This window comes from Treponema sp. R80B11-R83G3 (genome assembly GCF_054786115.1).
The window spans coordinates 1-665 of record NZ_BDHF01000380.1 but is presented as its reverse complement, the minus strand read 5'-3'; the positions used below and the strand labels follow the sequence as shown (position 1 = coordinate 665).

At 49.0% G+C, this 665-nt stretch carries 1 protein-coding gene; it reads left to right on the top strand.

Features of this window, described 5'->3' with window-relative positions:
• The coding region (locus ACYVRH_RS13980) for a DUF1015 family protein (protein WP_461257491.1) at positions 1 to 665 on the top strand (665 nt) is incomplete at both ends.

The following is a 665-nucleotide window of genomic DNA, read 5'->3' as shown; positions in this document are numbered from 1 at the left end:
AACAGTACGACTGGCATCCCGAATCGCGCCCGTTAATCCGCTGTACTGAAGGCGCGGTGCCTGAACGCCTTCCCCCGCGAATGGATATTCGCCGAGGCGCGCCGTTGGAGCTTCCCCACGTTATACTGCTTATTGACGATGAGGCGGATACCTTATTGCCGGCCATTGGCGAGAGAGTAAAAAAATCGTCTCCTTGTTACAGTACGCCATTGATGATGGATTCGGGAAGCGTGACAGGCTGGTTTTTAGACATTAAAAACGATGAAGAAACAGAGGCTGTTTCATTTATTACGGAAAAATTTGACGCTCTTTATAATCGTTCCACAGGGCGGTATGGCGGAGAAGGGAAGCCTTTTCTCTTTGCCGTAGGAGACGGCAACCATTCTATTGCGGCGGCAAAGGGCATTTGGGAAGAATACAAGGCAGCCGGGGGCTGCCAAATTGCCTCAGGTTACAAGGCAGGAGACAGCCTTCCCTCTCATCCCTGCCGTTATGCGCTTGTAGAAATAGAAAATATCTACGACCCCGCAATTCAATTTGAGCCGATAAATCGCGTTGTTTTTGACGTTGGCTTTGATGAAATGGTAAAAATTCTTTCCGCTTTGCCTGATTTTTCCTGCCGTCCCGTAAATAACGTACAGGAACTGTCAGAATTGTGCGCGAAA